A 16,784-nucleotide genomic window follows, 5' to 3' on the forward strand; every position below is an offset into this window, starting at 1 on the left:
ATGCGTTACCTGTTGCTGGTTCTCGTGCTGGCGATACCGTCCATGGCCATGGCGCAGTCGGCGGCACCGGTGGCATCGCTCGATCGCAGTACCGTCGGGCTGGGCGAGACGGTGACGCTGAACATCGAGATCGGCGACGAGTCCACGGATGCGCCGGATCTGTCGCCGCTGATGGCGGATTTCGTCGTCCTCGGCACGTCGACCAACCACTCCCTGAGCATCGTCAACGGACGGCGCGAAGCTCGCACGATTCTGGGCGTGGCCCTGCGGCCACGTCACGAAGGCCGGATCACGGTGCCTGCGCTGGCTATCGGTGGCCAGCGTACCCAGCCGGTGTCGCTCGAGGTAGCCAGCTCGTCGGACACCAACGCCGCCGCGGCGGACCGACCCGTCGTGCTCGAAGGCAAGGCCGAGCCGACCCAGGCCTATGTCGGCCAGCAGATCGACTACACCCTGCGCCTCTATTTCGCGGTGAATCTGGCCGACGGCCAGCTCGGCGATCCCGCCGCCGAAGGCGCCGAAGTACGCCGGATCGGCCAGGACGCGAACTACCAGAGCATGCGCGGTGGCCGCCGCTTCAATGTGATCGAGCGTCACTACGCCATTTTTCCGCAACGTGCCGGAAGCCTGGAGATCCAGCCGCCGACCTTCCAGGGCACGGCGGTCGATCCCACCGATGCGGGCTCGTTCTTCGGTGCAGGTGCACCGGTCAGCGCTGTCGCCGAACGCCTTCGCGTAACGGTTCGTGACCGCCCCTCGTCTGCACCGGACGCCGCCTGGATTCCAGCGCGGGAACTGAAGCTCGGTCTGGAAGGCCTGCCCTCCGACGGCAAGGGCCGTGTCGGCCAGCCGATCACCCTGACGATGCGCCTCGACGCGGTGGGCATGCCGTTCGAGGCGTTGCCGGCATTGTCGTTGCCAAAGATCGACGGCGCGGACGTCTATCCCGACAAGGCCGTCACCGGCGGCGGTGCCAGCGGGTCTTGGGTGACCGGGCGTCGCCAGCAGGGTTTTGCCGTGGTTCCGACGCGCCCGGGAACGCTGCACATTCCCCAGACCACGTTGCACTGGTGGAACGTCGTGACCGACAAGGCCGAAGTCGCCACCGTGCCGGCTCATGACATCGAAGTGACCGCGGCCGCGGGTGCGATCCCGGCGCCCGCGGCGAGTGCATCCGCTGCGCAGCCTCCGGCGACCGCGTCGACGCCGGCCGCCGCGTCGTCGGTCGCGTCGTCGGCGTCGTCCATACCCTGGCGCTGGCTGTTCGTTGGCGTGGTCGTCCTGTGGTTGGCGACGGTCGCGGCATGGCTGCTCCATGGGCGCCGCCGCCAAGCGGCCGGTACGGCGGCGCCGGTGTCGCGCGAGCCCGTCCGCGAGCGCCCCGCGCGCGAGGCGTTCCTTTCCTCGACGTCCGCCGATCCCGCGACGCTGGACCGTCTGCTGCTGGCCTGGGCGCAAACGGTCCGGCCGTCCCTGCGCAGCACGGGTGCCCTGTCCGACGCCCTGGCCGCCAGCGATCAGCGTGCGGCGATCGCCATGTTGGAGCGTGCCCGTTTTGCCGACGGGGCGGTCGATGGCGTGGGGTTAAAGGCCGCGTTTACCCGGGGATTCGACTGGACTGTCCGCCCGGGCGGTGACGGACCCTCGGGACTGCCGCCGCTCTACCCCCGATAGGCGTCCTCAGAGCAAGGGCTCGTAGACCCTGGTCATCGACGGTCCGAACGTGCAGAAGATCACGCGCTCGGGCCGCCATGCTGCCGAGCGCAGGGTAGATACCGCGATCCGCGCCGCCGCGTCGGCCGGGTAGCCATAGATGCCGGCGCTTATCGCGGGGAACGCGATCGACGTCAGGCCATGAGCCTTGGCCAGCTTGAGAACATTCCCATAGCAAGCCGCCAGACGTTCTGACTCTGCGTGGCCGCCACCGTGCCAGATCGGGCCGACGGTGTGAATGACGAAACGGGCGGGCAGGGCGAAGCCTTCGGTGATGCGAGCCTCCCCCGTCGGGCAACGGATGCCTGGGGCCACTTCCGGCAAGGCCCGGCAGGCGGCCAGCAGGGCCGCCCCGGCGGCGCGGTGGATGGCTCCGTCCACGCCCCCGCCACCCAAAAGGGATTCATTGGCCGCGTTGACGATGGCGTCGACCGCCAGCCGCGTGATGTCGGTCTCGATCAGCTCGAAAACCATGCCCAATCCTTCTGTGACGGTGGCGCCGCAATTGGCTAGGATGGCCGTACTCCCTACGCAGCATGCTCCTAGGTTATGGCTGACTCGCTCAAAGTTGAAGACATCTCGTTTGGCTACCTCCTCAACGACGTCACCTTGCTCTTTCGCAAGCACTTCGACCGGAGGGCCATACGCTTTGGCCTGACCCGCGCGCAATGGCGGGCCCTCAAGGCCCTGCATCGGCGTCCGGGGATGCGGCAGAACGAACTGGCCGAACAGCTGGACATGGAGCCGATCGCGGTCGGTCGCGTCATCGATCGCCTTCAGGCTGCCGGTTTCGTCGAGCGCCGTGCCGATCCGAGGGACCGCCGCGCCTGGCGTCTTCACGACACCGAGCAGGCACGCGGTGTCATCGATGGCATGGAAGATATCGCCCGCGGCCTTCGCCGCGATGCCACGGCCGGCATCTCTCCCGATGACCTGACCATGATGCTGACGGTCCTCGACCGCATGAAAGACAACCTGCAGAGTCTCGACGGTCCGTCGGAAGAGGGCTGACCGGGCGTCAACCGAACGTCCGCGCATGCGTTTGAATGGCGGATGTCCGAACCAAAACCAAGCCCGCGCTCGGCAGCGCGGCGACCGGATCCCCAGGATTCGGCCGGAGCCCACATGCAACGTTCCCCAGGGAAGAAACTTCTCGTCATCGTCGTGCTGGCCGCCGTCGGTGCCATGGTCACTACCATCTGGCGCCACGACGCGGGTAGCAAGGACGGCCCGAAGCCCGGCGACAAGACGGCGACCGGTGTCCCGGTTACCACCGCGCTCGCTGTGCGCGGCGACATCGACCTGTCGCTGAAGGTGATCGGTCGGGCCGAGGCGTATTCCACGGTGAACGTGCGCTCCCGCGTGGCGGGGCAACTGGAATCCCTTGCCTTCACTCCTGGCGCTCATGTGAAGAAGGGCGACCTGCTTGCCCGGGTCGATCCGCGTCCCCTCAAGGCCGCCTACGACCAGGCACAGGGCAACGTATCGCGTGACCAGGCACAGCTGGTGAAAGCCGAGGCAGACCTCGCCCGCTACGAAAACATGCTCGGCAAGGGCTTCGTCAGCCGCGCGGATTACGATCTGTACAAGGCCAACCTGGGTGTCGCGCGCGCGGCGCTGGAAAGCGATCGGGCGGCGGCGCGTGCCGCGCAGACCCAGCTCGATTTCACCACGATCAGCGCGCCCTTCGACGGCGTCACCGGTGCGCCGCTGGCCTATCCAGGCGCCACGCTCGCCGCCGACACCACGGATATCGTGGTGCTCAACGAGGTCGATCCCATTCGCGTGGCGTTCTCCATCCCGGAAGACAGTCTTTCCGCCGTGCGCTCCAGCCTGCGCAAAGCCGCGGTGCCGGTGCAGGCAAGCATTCCCGGCGACAAGGGCGCGGCCCTGCAGGGTGAACTGGAGTTCGTCGACAACGCGGTGGATGCGACCACGGGCACCATCGTCCTGAAGGGCCGCTTCCCCAATGCCGATGGGCGGCTGACGCCGGGCCAGTTCGCCGATGTCACGCTTCCCACGACGCGGCTGACCGACGCGGTGAGCGTACCGGTCATCGCGCTGCAGAGTTCCACATCAGGCTCGTTCGTGTTCGTCGTCAAGCCCGACGAAACGGTAGAGCAGCGCAGCGTCACCACAGGCGCGACCACGGCCGACCGCGCGGTGATCGACAAGGGTCTGGAAGGTGGCGAGCGGGTGGTCACCGAAGGTCAGATGCTACTGGTGGACGGAGCGCGTGTACGCCTGGACAAGGGCTGAGGGGCGCTCATGAACCTGCCGGAGCTCTGCATCCGTCGCCCGGTGATGACGACGCTGCTGATGGCCGCGCTGGTCATCTTCGGCATCGCCGCGTACCCGCGACTGCCGGTGAACGAACTGCCGAACGTCGACTTCCCGACCATCAACATCAGCGCCTCGCTGCCTGGCGCGTCGCCGGAGACGATGGCGTCTTCGGTCGCCACGCCGCTCGAATCGCAGCTCTCGACGGTCGCCGGCATCGACTCGATGACCTCGTCGAGCTCCCTCGGCTCGACGACGATCACCGTGACGTTCTCGCTCGACCGCAGCATCGACGGCGCGGCACAGGATGTCCAGGCGGCGATCTCCGCCGCGCAGCGCCAGCTCCCGCAGGACATGCCCACGCCGCCGACGTATCGCAAGGTGAACCCGGCGGACGCACCCATCCTGTTCCTCACGATGAAATCGTCGACCCTGCCGTTGTACACGGTGGACGACTACGCCGAAACCGAGCTCGCGCAGCGCCTGTCGATGGTCGATGGCGTGGCGCAGGTGAGTGTGTACGGTTCGCAGAAGTACGCCGTGCGCATCGCCGTCGATCCCGACCGACTCGCCGCGACCGGCATCGGCGTGGACAAGATGGTCGATGCGATCGCCGCGGCGAACGTCAACAAGGCCACGGGTTCGCTCAACGGCAGGCGACAGCTGTTGTCCATCCGTTCGGATGGCCAGTTGATGCGTGCCGCCGACTACGGCCAGATCGTGATCGCCTATCGCAATGGCGCGCCCGTACGCCTGTCCGCTATCGCAGTCCCGCGCGATAGCGTGCAGGACGACCAGAAGGCGAGCTGGTACAACGGCACCCGTGCGATCACCCTGGCGATCCAGCGCCAGCCCGGGGCGAATACGGTGGAGACGGTCGACAAGATCCTCTCCCTCCTGCCTGCCTTCAACGCGACGCTGCCGCCGTCGGTGAAGCTGGACGTGATGTACGACCGCTCGGTATCGATCCGCGACTCCGTACACGACGTCCAGTTCACCCTGGTCCTTGCCGGCATCCTCGTCGTCCTGGTGATCTACCTGTTCCTCGGCAATGCGTCGGCCACGCTGATTCCGGCCGTCGCCCTGCCTATTTCGGTGCTGGGTACCTTCGGCGCGATGTTCGCGCTCGGCTACAGCCTGGACAATCTGTCCCTGCTGGCACTCACCCTGGCGGTCGGCTTCGTTGTCGACGATGCCATCGTGATGCTCGAGAACATCATGCGTCATATCGAACTCGGCGAGACGCCATTCGATGCCGCGGTGAAAGGCGCCAACGAAATCGGCTTCACCATTTTCTCGATGACGCTTTCCCTGGTCGCCGTGTTCATCCCGGTGATGTTCATGGGTGGCATCGTCGGCCGTCTTTTCCATGAGTTCGCGGTCGTCATCAGCGTGTCGATCCTTATCTCCGGGTTCGTATCGATCACGCTGACGCCGATGTTGTGCAGCCGTTTCATCAAGGCGCACGCGCACGACAGACGCAGCGTCATCGTCGTCTGGTTCGATAGCGGTTTCGCCGCGATGACCGACGGCTATACGCGTACGCTGGCCTGGTGCATGCGCCACCCGCGTACCGTGGTGGGGGTGTTCGCGCTGAGCCTGGCCGCGACCGGCGTCCTGTTCGTGATCACGCCGAAGGACTTCATCCCGGCGGGCGACAGCGGCCAGCTCCGCGTGACGACGGAGGGGCCCACCGACATCTCCTTTGCCGCGATGTCCGCGCGCCAGCAGTCGCTGGCCGGTATCGCCCTGAAAGACCCGAACATCGAAGGTGTCATGTCCAGCGTCGGTGCCGGTGGCGCACGCGCCACGATCAACTCGGGCTCCTTGTTGCTTCGCCTGAAGGAGCCCGGCGAGCGTGGCCATACCACGCCGGACCAGATCATCCAGGAACTGCGGCACGCGTTCGCCGAGGTGCCTGGCATCCGCACCTATATCCAGAACCCGCCGTCGATCCAGGTCGGTGGCCGGCAGTCGAAGGCCCAATACCAGTACACCGTGCAGTCGACCGACCTGCATGCGTTGTACGACTGGTCGGGCAAGCTCGTCGGCGCGTTCCAGAAGCTGCCCGGCTTCCAGGACGTCACTACCGACCTCGACCTCAACAGCCCGTCCCTGGTGGTCACGGTCAATCGCGACAAACTGGCTCCGCTCGGGTTGACGATGGCCCAGGTGCAGACGGCGCTTGGCTCGGCGTTCGGCGAGAACCAGATCTCGACCATTTATGGGTCGGCCACGCAGTACTGGGTGATTCTCCAGGTGGAGCGCCTGATGCAGGACGATCCGGCCGTGCTGTCCAGGCTCTATGTCACCTCGGACAGCGGCAAGCTCGTGCCCTTGAACACGGTGGCAAGCTTCGAACGTAAACCGCAGGTGCTCACCGTCAATCACCAGGGCCAGCTTCCGGCCGTGACGGTGTCGTTCAACCTTGCCCCGGGGGTATCGCTCAGCGATGCCGTGGCGAGCATCGATCGCGCGACGACGGAACTGAAGCTGCCGCCGACGCTCAGCGGCAGTGTCCAGGGCACGGCGCAGGCCTTCCAGGATTCGGTCAAGGGCATGGGCCTGCTTCTCCTGCTCGCCGTCTTCGTCATCTACCTCGTACTGGGCATTCTCTACGAAAGCTTCATTCACCCGCTGACGATTCTCTCGGGCCTGCCGGCGGCAGCCGTGGGCGCGTTGTTGACGCTGGCGATCTTCAATGCCTCGCTGGATCTGTTCGCCTTCGTCGGCATCATCATGCTGGTGGGTATCGTGAAGAAGAACGCGATCATGATGATCGACTTCGCCCTGGAGCGTCAGCGTGAGAGTGGCGTCACGCCGTACGAAGCCATCGCCGAAGCGTGCCGCGTGCGTTTCCGCCCGATCATGATGACGACGGCTGCCGCGTTCGCCGGCACGCTGCCTATCGCGCTCGGCATCGGCGCCGGCGCCTCCACGCGACAGCCGCTGGGCCTGGCCGTGGTGGGTGGTCTGGTGGTGTCGCAGATCCTGACGCTGTACCTCACGCCGGTGATCTACCTCTACATGAACCGCCTGCAGGATCGCCTCGCGCCGGCGGCAGGACGTGTGGGAGCCGCTTCAGCGGCGAATAGCCGACAGGGCGGATAAGCCGCTGATGCCGTCGCCGGCGTGGCCGGCTTTCCTGTAAGGCATCGCCGCTGAAGCGGCTCCCACAGAAAGCGGCGCCCACAGAAAGCGGCTCCTACAGAAAGCGGCTCCTACAGAAAGCGGCTCCCGCATGTCTGCGGGAGCCGCTCGATCGATCAATCGTGCGCGCCATCCTTCGCGAACGCACCCGGCTTCGAACCGAAGTCGCCGTTGGCCTGGGCGGCCATGTACGCGAACGCGGCATACACGGCCACGTTCTGTGCGAGGGCCTTCGGGTCGATCTTGTCGAGGGTGTCGTTGGCGTTGTGGTGGTAGTCGAAGTAGTCCGTGCCGTCCTGGGTCAGCGACAGTGCGGCCATGCCCTTGCCGTGCATCTGCGAGAGGTCCGAACCGCCGCCGCCGGGCTTGCCGGCATCGTAGGCGACACCGATCGGCTCGACCACCTTGGCGATCTGCTGGATCGCGCCGAGAGCTTCCGGCTTCACGCTGGCGCTCATGCGCCAGATGCGGCCCGCGCCGAAGTCGGATTCGGTGCCGAGCTGGAACTTCGCGACCTCTTTCGCGTGGGCTTCGGCATAGGCGCGCCCGCCCCACAGACCCATTTCCTCGTTGGAGAACGCGATGACGCGAATAGTGCGGTCGGGGCGCTGCGGCATGTCCTTGATCAACTTGGCAGCCGCGGCGGCGATCGCCACACCGGCACCATCGTCGATCGCGCCGGTGCCAAGATCCCACGAATCGAGATGACCGCCGATCGCGACGACTTCGTTCGGGTACTTGCGGCCGGTGACTTCGGCGATGACATTGGCACCTTCATAGGTGCCGGCGAAACCGACGTCGAGGTCGAGCTTGAGCGTAACCGGCTTGCCTTCCTTGAGGATGCGCTCGAGCTGGTCCGCATCGGGCAGCGACAGCGCGGCGGCGGGGATGGCCTGCTTCGGATCGGTGAAGCCGGTGACGCCCGTGTGCGGCGTGCGGCTGTGCGCATCGGTGCCCGCCGAACGGAGCAGGTAGGCGGCCGCGCCCATCTGGGCGGCCAGTACCGCGCCGTGCGTACGCGTGGCGGAGCCCATGCCGTAATCGTGCCCGTCCTTCTGCTGCTGCATGTGGGTGCTGACGTAGACGATCTTGCCCTTCACCGTGGCCGGGTCGGCGGCCTTGAGTGCATCGAGGTCGTTGAAAGCGACCACCTCGCCGGTGAGGCCGCCACTGGGGGTGCCAGCGGAGTACCCGAGCGCGGTGAGCGCGAGCGACTGCGGGAACGGTGCGACGATCTCGGCGTGCTCGCTGCGGCGCTGCCACAGCGGATAGCTCACCTTTTCGGTGTAGACCTTGTCGAAGCCCATGGCCTTGAACTTCGCCACGGTCCAGGCGACGCCGCGCGCGTCGGCGGCGCTGCCGGCAAGACGGGGGCCGACTTCGGTAGTCAGCGCGGAAACGAACTCATAGCCCGTGTTGTCGTTCATCGCGCGATCGCGAAGCTCGGCCGCCGCGGCGACGGCCTTGTCCGGAATCGTCGTTGCCTTGTCGGCGGCGTGGGCGGAACAGGCGAGCGCAAGGCACGCGGCGAGCGCGGTGAGACGAAGCGAATGACGCATGGGGACCCCCGGGGACGGAAAGGTCGATTATGGCCCCACGACGGGGTGCCCCCGCGTAGGTAGGAAGTCATGCCTGGCCGGCATCACGTTCCGGGCGGCGCCGTGGCGGGCAGGCTTACGATGGCACGGAGGCCGCCGTCCCTGCGATTGCGCAGCAGCACGGTGCCGCCGTGGTCCAGCACGATGGCGCGCACGGTGGCCAGACCCAGTCCGATGCCGCCGGTATCGCGGTTGCGTGACGCTTCCAGGCGGAAGAACGGCTCGAACACCTGCTGCTGCATGGTTTCGGGGATGCCGGGGCCGTCGTCGTCGATTTCCAGCACGCATCCGTCGCCGGTGCTGCGCAGGCGTAGGCGTACGCGTTCCCCATACTTGAGTCCGTTCTCGACCAGATTGACCACGGCACGCCGCAGCGCGACAGGATCGCCTTCGAGCGTGATCGCCGCACCGGGCTGCACCGTGACGTCGTGGCCGACGTCGGCGAGATCGTCGACGACGCTCTCCACCAGCAAGCGCACATCCAGCCTCTGCCGATGCACACCCAGCGACCTGTCGCGAATGAAGTCCAGCGCGGCGGAGATCATGGCCTTCATTTCCTGGATGTCGGAGTCGACCTTTTCCGCCAGCGGTGATGGCAGGCCGTCCAGACGAAACGTCAGGCGCGTGAGCGGCGTGCGCAGGTCGTGCGCGATCGCGGCGATCATCTGCGTGCGCTCTTGCAGGAGGCGGTTGATCCGCGCTTGCATGGCATTGAAGGAGTCCACCGCCTGGCGCATTTCGGGAGGCCCTTCGCGGACCACCGGTGGCGCGCTGGTGTCGCCGCCGAGCCGTTGCGCGGCTTCGGAAAAACGCCGGATCGGTGCGGCGAGCGCGCGGGCGAAAAGGAAGGCCACGGGGAGCAGGACGAGGATGCCCAGGGCGAGCAGCAGGAAGAGCTGCTGCTGAAGCACGGTCGGGAAGGGTTCGACGGGTACCGTCGCGACACGCCAGCGGCCATCGGCCTGGCGAAGGGCGACGATCGAACCGCCAGCCAGGCCCAGGCGGGTCGGCCCATGGGCGCCGGCGAAGTCGCGTTCGGTCGCGAAAACACGCAAGCGCTCGCTGGGTACATTGAAAATGTCCGCAAGGCGCATGGCGATGCGCGCGGAGGTCGGCTCGTCGAACGAGGACGGCGCGGCCGGCGGCCCCGCAGTCGAGACCACGTCGAGTTCGGCTTCGCCGCGACGGTCGAAACCGGCGCCCGGTGGTGGCCCTTCGGCGCCTTCGGGAGCAGGGCGATCGTCGCCGAAGGGGTGGCCGGTGAAGGGCGATCGCTCCGGCTGAAGCACGGCGGCGAGTTCGAACAGGCTGACGGAAGACGGATGCAGCGGCGGCCGTATGATGAGCACGGCAAAGCCGATCGCCACGGACGCCAGCAAGGCGCAGATCATCAGCAGGAAGGTACGTGCGAAGATCGACAGGCGCGGCAAATGCATCACAGGCGCGACACCTTCGGTACCAGCATGTAGCCCTCGTTGCGCACCGTGCGGATCATCTCCGCCTGCACACGATCGTTGAGCTTTCGGCGTAACCGGCTGATCTGCGTGTCGATCGCACGGTCGAACACTTCCGAACGTCCGCCATGGACCAGGTCGAGCAATTGATCCCGACTGAGGATACGCTGCGGATGCTCGACGAAGCTGCGCAGCAGGGCGAATTCACCGTCGGAAAGGTTGATGAAGATGCCGGTGGGATCGCGAAGGTCGCGCCGCGTGACATCCAGGCGCCATCCGGCGAAGGCGTAGGGCCGCGCATCCTCCATCGGCACGGGTTCGCGGTTGCCGATTCGGCGCAGCACAGCGCGGACACGCGCGAGAAGTTCACGCGGATTGCATGGCTTGGCGAGGTAATCGTCGGCGCCGACTTCCAGGCCGATGATGCGGTCGGTATCGCCGCCTAGCGCACTGAGGATGATCACCGGCGGCCCTTTGTCGGCGGCCAGCCGCCGTGCGGCGCTGAGCCCGTCCTCGCCCGGCATCATCACGTCGAGGACGACAAGGTCCGGGCGCTCGCGCTCGATCGCCAGGTTCATCTGCAGCGCATTCTCGGCGGCCTGCACGCGGTATCCATGACCACCGAGGAACGCCGTGATCAGACGGCGCAGTTCGGGGTCGTCGTCGACGACGAGGATGAGCGACTGGAGATCCATGGTCATGCATAACGTGATATCAGACCAGTCTACGGCGCGTTTGCCACGCCGGCAAAGAAGCTGACACAAACCGGACACATGCGGACAACCGGCGGTGACGGACGCCGACTAGCTTGGCCTCTCCGCTCGATCCCATGGATGCCAACCGCATGAAGCCCTTTCCCACGCTGCCGTGCCTGCTGTTCGCCTCTGGCGCCGTGCTCGCCGCGGCCCAGGAAACGCCGCGTGTCCACCCTGCACAGGCCTCGCGGGTGCAGGCAGCGCTGGACGACTGCTGGGCCGACACCGGTGGGAGGACCGATGATCCGGACGATGGCGTGGACGCCGACCTGATGGACCTGTGCATGGCCGACAAGGGGTTCGATCCGCCGGGAGGACCGCCACCGGGGCCCGACGGCGGTCCGCCGCTACGTCGCTCCCTTCCCTGATTCGGGAGTCGCCCTCCGTTGTCTACCCAGCCCCACGATGTATCCGCCTTTCCCCCGCCACCCGACGCGGGCAAGGCCGGCCGACTGTTCTGGCAGGACTTCTTCCGAGGCCAGGGCGTGAGCACGATGCTGGATGGCTACGCCGGCGAGCGCCTGCGTCTGGCCACGTTCCGTCACAGGCCGCACGTGCTGACGGGGGATGGTCTGGCGCGCACCCATCGGGGCGCGGCGCTGCTCAGTCACCACCTGGAGGGAGGCGCTGCCGTGGAACAGCATGGCCGGCAGGAGGAGATCGTCGCGGGCGACTTCTGTCTGATCGATCTCTCCCGACCCTTCAGGCTGCAGATGGGGACGGCCACCGTACAGGTGGTCTATATGCCACTGGCGACGTTGCGCGAGGTCATGCCGAGGCTCGACCAGCTGTCGGCGGTCTGTCTGCCTGGGAACCTGGGCGCCGTCGGTTACCTGCGTGTCCTTCTCGGGGAGATGTTCGCACACACTTGCGACCTCACCGAAGCCGTAGCGGATCGTTTGGCCGACGCCATTCCGCACATGCTTGCGGCCGCCTTCGCATCGAGGGGGCGGACGGAGCCATCGCCTTCGCAACTTCGCTATCAGTACAAACAGCAAGTGCGCCGCTTTGCGAAAGATCACCTCGCCGACCCGGCCTTGTGCGTCGAGATGATCGGCCTGGGCGTGGGGCTTTCTCCGAGCTATATCTTCGAACTCTTCGCCGACGAGTCTCTGACGCTGATGCGTTGGGTGCGTGCCGAGCGCCTTGCGCGTTGCCGTCGGGAACTTGCGGACCCTGCCTTGCGCCATCGCAGTATCGCGCAGGTGGCGCAGTCGTGGGGTTTTGGCGACATGACGCACTTCAGTCGATCGTTTCGCGAAATCTTCGGCGTCTCACCGCGCGGATACCGCCAGGCAAGCCTCGATGGAGATCCAATGAAGCAACTTCTTTCGGCCGTCCATACGTCCGATTAATCGACAAGTCACGCGGCACTTTTCGCCACATTCGAACGTCGTCTTAACACTAAATTGAGATTGTGGTCGCCGGACCAAGTGGAGGAAAGCGCCTGCCGGGCGCCCCGTCCGGCGGCGACGTCAATTCAATTTCGGGGAGTGCTTCACAGTGCTGATGAATAAATTCCAATGGGTGCGCCTGAGCCGTATCAGCTTCGCGCTGAGCATGGCGCTGGGTAGCGCAGGGGCGATAGCCCAGTCGACCACGGGCAGTATCTTCGGCCAGGCGCCGATCGCCGAGGGCGAAACGGTCCAGGCCAAGAGCACGTCCGGCCTGACGCGCGAGGTGGCGGTCGACGCCCAAGGGCGCTACAGCATCGGCTCGCTGCCGCTCGGCACTTACACGGTGGCGCTGATCCAGGGTGGCAAGGCCATCGATTCGCGCAACGATGTCACGCTGCGCGTCGGCTCGGGTACCGAAGTATCCTTCGCGGCCGCCAGCAGCAACGCCACCGCCCTTGGCTCAGTCACCGTGTCGGCGAACGCGCTGCCGGCCATCGACGTGACCAGCGTCGACGCTCGCACGGTTATCACCTCCGAACAGCTGGCCAAGCTGCCGTTGTCGCGCAGCGCCGAAGCCATCGCTTTGCTCGCGCCCGGTGTCGTTCCTGGCTATAGCGGTTTCAAGAGTGGTACGACCGGCGGCTCGCTGGTGTCGTTCAGTGGTTCGTCGGTCACCGAGAACGCCTACTACCTCAACGGATTCAACACCACGGATCCGCTGAGCGGCTTCGGCGGTATCAGCCTTCCCTACGGTGCCATCGACCAGCAGGAAATCCTCAGTGGCGGCTACGGCGCCGCCTACGGTCGGTCCGACGGCGGCGTCATCAGCCAGAGCGGCAAGCGCGGCACGAACGAATGGCATTTCGGTGCTCAGGTGCAGTGGACGCCCGCTTCGCTCGACGGCGTCAGTCCCGGCTCCTATTACGTCACGGGTTCCGACGCGGGCAATATCTATCGTCGCTACTCGGACAACAAATCGTGGACGACGACGGAAAGCGGGTATGTCGGCGGCCCGCTGATCAAGGACAAGCTGTTCTTCTTCGCCGCGGTGGAGGAGTCGAAGAACGTCGGCAATAGCGTGGGGTCGGTCACGTCGTCATACAACACCAACTACGAATATCACGATCCCAAGTGGTACTCCAAGATCGACTGGAACATCACCGACAACAACATCCTGGAGCTGACCGGCGCATCGCAGAAGACGTCGTACAAGGGAAACCTGTATGACTATGACTATGCGACCAATACCACCGGAGCGCTGAACAGCTACGACACCTCGACCAAGAACAGCGCCGACGTCTATGTCGCCAAGTTCACCAGCTACATCACCGACGATCTCACGCTTACCGCCCTCTACGGCAAGCAGAAGATGAAGTACTACAGCGATACGCCGGGGTACGATCCGACGCTTACGTACATCGACAATCCCGAGAACCAGAATCCGGCGATCACCGGCGGTAACAACATCGTCAACTCGCAGACGGTGCTGACGGCCAACGATCCCAGTCACCGGGCGACCACGAACAACCTGCGCCTGGACCTGTCCTGGAAAGTCGGCGATCACACGATCACCGGTGGTATCGATAACCTCAATTCGCACGATATCGACGACGGGCAGACCGCCAGCGCCTGGGACTATGGCTTCGGCGACCCAGGCACGGCGATCAGCGACAGCCCCTTCGTCGCCGCGCCGAACACGGGCGTGGGTGGCGAGAATGGCTACTACGTGTCGCAGTACCTGTACAGCACGGCCGCTTCGGTTCGCGTGAAGCAGCGCGCGCAGTACATCGAGGACAGCTGGCAAGTCGACGATCGCTGGCTGGTGAAGATCGGCCTGCGCAACGACCAGTTCACCAACTACAACCCCAATGGCGATGCGTTCCTGCGCATGACCAAGCCACAGTGGGCCCCGCGACTCGGCTTCAGCTGGGACGTCAACGGCGATTCGACGCTCAAGGTCTACGGCAATGCGGGCCGCTACTACCTTGCGATGCCCGCGTCGGTCGCGCTGCGCGCCGCCGCCGGATCGCTTTACACCAACGAGTACTTCACCTATACCGGCATCGACGGTAACGGCAATCCGACCGGTCTGACCCAGCTCGCCTCGTCGACGGGCGGCGCCGTATCGGCGAACAACGAATACGGCCAGTCGCCGGACCCGAAGACGGTCGCCGCCAGCAACATCAGGTCGGAGTACCAGGACGAGTACCTGCTCGGCTTTACCCAGCAGATCAATCCCGACTACGTGTGGGGCATGAAGGCGCAGGTCCGCAAGCTGCGCAACATCCTCGACGACATCTGCGATACCGGCACGATCGGCGACAAAGCGGCCGCGCTTGGCTACGACATCGACCCGAGCACGCTCAATGGTTGCTACCTGTCGAACCCGGGACGCAGCAATACCTACCGTATTCCGGACCCGGCCGGCGGTTACTACAATGTCAGCGTCTCCGCGGACGACTTCGGCATGCCGAAAGCCAAGCGCAGCTACTACGGACTGGAAACCTTCCTCGAGCATCCGTTCGACGGGGTATGGCAGGCCAAGGTGGATTACGTGTTCTCGCGCAGCTACGGCGATACCGAAGGCCAGGTGCGTTCCGATATCGGCCAGACCGACGTTTCCGCGACGGTGGATTGGGACTTCGGCAAGCTCATGGAGAACTCCAACGGCCTGCTCGCCAACGACCGCAAGCACCAGCTGAAGATCTACGGTTCCTGGCAGGTGGCGCCGGAGTGGATGCTCTCGGCGAATATCGCGCTGCTTTCAGGTACGCCGAAAACCTGCCTGGGTTTCTACGGTGCGGATGAGAGCAACCCGGTCGGCTATGGCAGCTACTACCACTACTGCGGTGGCGTCGCTTCGCCCCCGGGCGCGGCCGGTCGCGAGCCGTGGCAGCACATCGTCTCCCTTTCGGCGGAATACCGTCCGAAGTGGGCCGACCAGAAGCTGGGCTTCAACGTGATGATCTACAACGCCCTGGGCGAATCCGTGCCGACGGCGACGTACGTGAATTACGGCAGCACGGCCGCACCCGACACCAACTACAACAGGGTCACGTACTTCAGTCAGCCGCGTTATGTCCGCTTCGGCATCAACTACGACTTCTGATACCGACAGCGCATACGCACGAACACCCGTAAAAACCGAATACCAATAATAAGTGCCCGAGCCGGTGACGGCTCAACTCCCGGGCACAATGCGTCTCCCCAGATAGGCCGCCGATACCCCATCGGCGGCCTCTTTTTTGCGACGAATCGCTTTCCTTAGCGGCCCTGCTGCGAGCGAAGCAGGTCGCGGATCTCCGTCAGCAGCACGACATCCGCCGCCGGTGCAGCCGGGGCTTCCGCTTCGCGGCGGGTGAGGCGGTTGATCGCCTTGACCACGACGAAGATCGCGACGGCGACGATGAAGAACTGGATCAACACGTTGATGAAGAGGCCGTACTGGATGGCGACCTCGGCCTTCTTCGCGACCGCGTCGGCGGGCTTGAGGACCCACTTGTAGTCGGAGAAGTCGATACCGCCGATCAGCCAGCCGATCGGCGGCATGATGATGTTCTCGACGAGCGAGGTGACGATCTTGCCGAATGCCGCACCGATCACGACACCGACCGCCAGGTCGACAACGTTACCGCGTAGAGCGAATTTCTTGAATTCCGCGACGAAACTCATCGGTCTTTCTCCTTATTGGCCGAACGTGGAACGGTGGAAACTAGCGAGATGGATGTCGGCGGTTCGCGAAGTCAGCGCACGCGGCCTTCGAGCGTCGCGACGCCGTCGAGGGTCGCACGAAATGTATCGCCGCGTACAAGGGCGGAGACACCGGCCGGGGTGCCTGTGTAGACGATGTCACCGGCCTTCAGCTCGAACATCTTCGACAGCGCGCTGAGGATTTCCGGCACATCCAGGACCATGTCGCCTAGCGTGGCCTGCTGGCGGACCTCGCCATTGATCTCGAGCGCGATACGGGTCGAGGCGGTCGGCGTCACTTCCGATGCCGGGACCAGGGCCGAGACCGGCGCCGAGTGGTCGAAGCCCTTGGCGACGTCCCACGGCGCGCCCTTGGCCTTGGCCTGCGCCTGGAGATCGCGGCGGGTCAGGTCCAGGCCGACGCCGTAGCCCCAGACCAGCTTGCCGGCCTGCTCGACCGACAGGTCCGAACCGCCGGCACCCAGGGCGACGACCATTTCGACTTCGTGATGGAGGTCGCTGGTGGCGGAGGGGTAGGGTACGTCGGCACCGTCGGTGACGATGGCATCGGCGGGCTTGGTGAAGAACATCGGATTCGCCTTGTCGACCGAGGCGCCCATCTCGCGGGCGTGGTCGGCGTAATTGCGGCCGATGCAGAAGATACGGCGGACCGGGAAACGCGCGGTCTGGCCGACGACGGGGATGCTCGGCTGGGCCGGCGCGGGAATGATCGTATTCATCGTATGA

General features: G+C 65.4%; 13 protein-coding genes. 7 read left to right on the forward strand and 6 right to left on the reverse strand.

Annotated features, from left to right (window positions below; all coding sequences use genetic code 11):
* Positions 1–1,674, forward strand: coding sequence for a BatD family protein (locus tag VM621_RS00090; protein ID WP_325466954.1), 1,674 nt, complete (start codon positions 1–3; stop codon positions 1,672–1,674).
* A gap of 6 nt (positions 1,675–1,680) precedes the next feature.
* On the opposite strand, the gene VM621_RS00095 is transcribed toward VM621_RS00090, so the two are convergent.
* Positions 1,681–2,187 carry an O-acetyl-ADP-ribose deacetylase gene (locus tag VM621_RS00095; RefSeq protein WP_325466955.1) on the reverse strand — a complete coding sequence of 169 codons (507 nt, stop codon included), beginning with the start codon at positions 2,185–2,187 and terminating at the stop codon, positions 1,681–1,683.
* A 75-nt stretch (positions 2,188–2,262) separates the two neighbouring features.
* Here VM621_RS00095 and VM621_RS00100 point away from each other — a divergent pair, with 75 nt between their 5' ends.
* The 3 genes from VM621_RS00100 (at position 2,263) to VM621_RS00110 (ending at position 7,104) form a co-directional block, all read left to right on the forward strand.
* Positions 2,263–2,724 (forward strand): MarR family winged helix-turn-helix transcriptional regulator, encoded by a 462-nt coding sequence (locus tag VM621_RS00100; RefSeq protein ID WP_325466956.1) that lies wholly within the window; start codon positions 2,263–2,265, stop codon positions 2,722–2,724.
* 114 nt (positions 2,725–2,838) lie between these two features.
* Complete coding sequence (locus VM621_RS00105; RefSeq protein ID WP_325466957.1) at positions 2,839–3,972, forward strand: efflux RND transporter periplasmic adaptor subunit; 1,134 nt, start codon at positions 2,839–2,841, stop codon at positions 3,970–3,972.
* Positions 3,973–3,981: 9 nt separating this feature from the next.
* Positions 3,982–7,104: an efflux RND transporter permease subunit gene (locus VM621_RS00110; protein WP_325466958.1), complete on the forward strand. Its 3,123-nt coding sequence runs from the start codon at positions 3,982–3,984 to the stop codon at positions 7,102–7,104.
* Between the two features lie 155 nt (positions 7,105–7,259).
* On the opposite strand, the gene VM621_RS00115 is transcribed toward VM621_RS00110, so the two are convergent.
* The 3 genes from VM621_RS00115 to VM621_RS00125 all read right to left on the reverse strand — a co-directional run bounded on the left by VM621_RS00115 (position 7,260) and on the right by VM621_RS00125 (position 10,890).
* Positions 7,260–8,702, reverse strand: a complete 1,443-nt coding sequence (locus VM621_RS00115; protein ID WP_325466959.1) for a M20/M25/M40 family metallo-hydrolase — start codon at positions 8,700–8,702, stop codon at positions 7,260–7,262.
* Positions 8,703–8,785: 83 nt separating this feature from the next.
* The gene (locus VM621_RS00120; RefSeq protein ID WP_325466960.1) at positions 8,786–10,177 is read right to left on the reverse strand and encodes a sensor histidine kinase; all 1,392 of its coding nucleotides are present in this window, start codon (positions 10,175–10,177) and stop codon (positions 8,786–8,788) included.
* On the reverse strand, positions 10,177–10,890 hold the full coding sequence (locus VM621_RS00125) for a response regulator (RefSeq protein ID WP_325467005.1): 714 nt from the start codon (positions 10,888–10,890) through the stop codon (positions 10,177–10,179). The genes VM621_RS00120 and VM621_RS00125 overlap by 1 nt, the downstream gene beginning before the upstream one ends.
* A gap of 149 nt (positions 10,891–11,039) precedes the next feature.
* On the opposite strand from VM621_RS00125, the gene VM621_RS00130 reads away from it, so the two are divergent.
* The 3 genes from VM621_RS00130 to VM621_RS00140 all read left to right on the forward strand — a co-directional run bounded on the left by VM621_RS00130 (position 11,040) and on the right by VM621_RS00140 (position 15,456).
* Positions 11,040–11,318 carry a hypothetical protein gene (locus VM621_RS00130; RefSeq protein ID WP_325466961.1) on the forward strand — a complete coding sequence of 93 codons (279 nt, stop codon included), beginning with the start codon at positions 11,040–11,042 and terminating at the stop codon, positions 11,316–11,318.
* 18 nt (positions 11,319–11,336) lie between these two features.
* Positions 11,337–12,305 carry a helix-turn-helix domain-containing protein gene (locus VM621_RS00135; RefSeq protein WP_325466962.1) on the forward strand — a complete coding sequence of 323 codons (969 nt, stop codon included), beginning with the start codon at positions 11,337–11,339 and terminating at the stop codon, positions 12,303–12,305.
* 154 nt (positions 12,306–12,459) lie between these two features.
* Complete coding sequence (locus VM621_RS00140; RefSeq protein WP_325466963.1) at positions 12,460–15,456, forward strand: TonB-dependent receptor plug domain-containing protein; 2,997 nt, start codon at positions 12,460–12,462, stop codon at positions 15,454–15,456.
* A 155-nt stretch (positions 15,457–15,611) separates the two neighbouring features.
* Here the strand turns inward: VM621_RS00140 and mscL are convergent, their stop codons facing one another.
* Together mscL and VM621_RS00150 are read right to left on the reverse strand one after the other, a co-directional pair.
* Positions 15,612–16,019, reverse strand: a complete 408-nt coding sequence (mscL, locus tag VM621_RS00145; protein ID WP_325466964.1) for a large-conductance mechanosensitive channel protein MscL — start codon at positions 16,017–16,019, stop codon at positions 15,612–15,614.
* A 71-nt stretch (positions 16,020–16,090) separates the two neighbouring features.
* A complete protein-coding gene (locus VM621_RS00150) occupies positions 16,091–16,777 on the reverse strand; it encodes a fumarylacetoacetate hydrolase family protein (RefSeq protein ID WP_325466965.1) in 687 nt (228 codons plus the stop codon).
* Positions 16,778–16,784 lie beyond the last annotated feature (7 nt).

The sequence above is a fragment of the Luteibacter sp. genome (genome assembly GCF_035539195.1).
Lineage (GTDB): Bacteria > Pseudomonadota > Gammaproteobacteria > Xanthomonadales > Rhodanobacteraceae > Luteibacter.